General features: G+C 66.9%; 1 protein-coding gene. It reads left to right on the plus strand.

Translation table 11 applies throughout. The features are described from left to right. Nucleotides 1-1234, plus strand: a 1234-nt coding sequence (gene xsc / locus RM463_RS17410; protein WP_311430771.1) for a sulfoacetaldehyde acetyltransferase, incomplete at both ends; no start/stop codon positions are given.

Consider the following 1234-nt stretch of genomic DNA (forward strand, 5'->3'; position numbering starts at 1 on the left):
TCGACCGCGGCCCGGGCGGCACCAAGACCCTCAACGAGGCCGCCGAGCTCTTGGCCAATGCCAAGTTCCCGGTGATCGTCTCCGGTGGCGGCGTGGTGATGGCCGACGGCGTCGAGGCCTGTAAGGCGCTGGCCGAGCGGCTGGGTGCGCCGGTGGTCAACAGCTACCAGCACAACGACTCCTTCCCGGCCAGCCACCCGCTGTGGTGCGGCCCGCTGGGCTACCAGGGCTCCAAGGCCGGCATGAAGCTGATCTCCCAGGCCGACGTGGTGGTGGCACTGGGCACGCGCCTGGGGCCGTTCGGCACCCTGCCGCAGCACGGCATGGACTACTGGCCGAAGGATGCCAAGATCATCCAGATCGACGCCGACCACAAGATGCTGGGTCTGGTGAAGAAGATCGCGGTGGGCATCTGCGGTGATGCCAAGGAAGCCGCCGAGGCGATCACCGAGCGCCTGGCCGGTCGTGAGCTGGTCTGCGACGCCAGCAAGGGCGAGCGCGCCGAGCAGATCGCCAGCGAGAAGGCGGCCTGGGAGCGCGAGCTGGACGAGTGGACCCACGAGAAGGACCCGTTCAGCCTCGACGCCATCGACGAGGCCAAGGACGAGACCCCGTTCTCCGGCGGCGAGTACCTGCATCCGCGTCAGGTGCTGCGCGAGCTGGAGAAGGCGATGCCGGAAGACGTCATGGTCTCCACCGACATCGGCAACATCAACGCGGTGGCGCACAGCTACCTGCGCTTCGAGAAGCCGCGCAGCTTCTTCGCGCCGATGAGCTTCGGCAACTGCGGCTATGCACTGCCGACCATCATGGGGGCCAAGGTGGCCGCACCGGAGCGTCCGGCGATCGCCTACGCCGGTGACGGTGCCTGGGGCATGAGCCTGATGGAGATCATGACCGCGGTGCGTCACGACATTCCGGTGACCGCGGTGGTGTTCCATAACCGCCAGTGGGGCGCCGAGAAGAAGAACCAGGTCGAGTTCTACAACCGTCGCTTCGTGGCGGGCGAGCTGGACAACCAGAGCTTCGCCGAGATCGGTCGGGCGATGGGTGCCGAGGGCATCACCGTGGACCGTCTGGAAGACGTGGGCCCGGCGCTGAAGAAGGCCGTGGACATGCAGATGAACGAAGGCAAGACCTGCGTCATCGAGGTCATGTGCACCCGCGAGCTGGGCGACCCCTTCCGCCGTGACGCCCTGAAGAAGCCGGTGCGCATGCTCGAGAAGTATCAGGA

The organism is Halomonas sp. LES1 (assembly GCF_031846005.1).
Taxonomy (GTDB): domain Bacteria; phylum Pseudomonadota; class Gammaproteobacteria; order Pseudomonadales; family Halomonadaceae; genus Halomonas.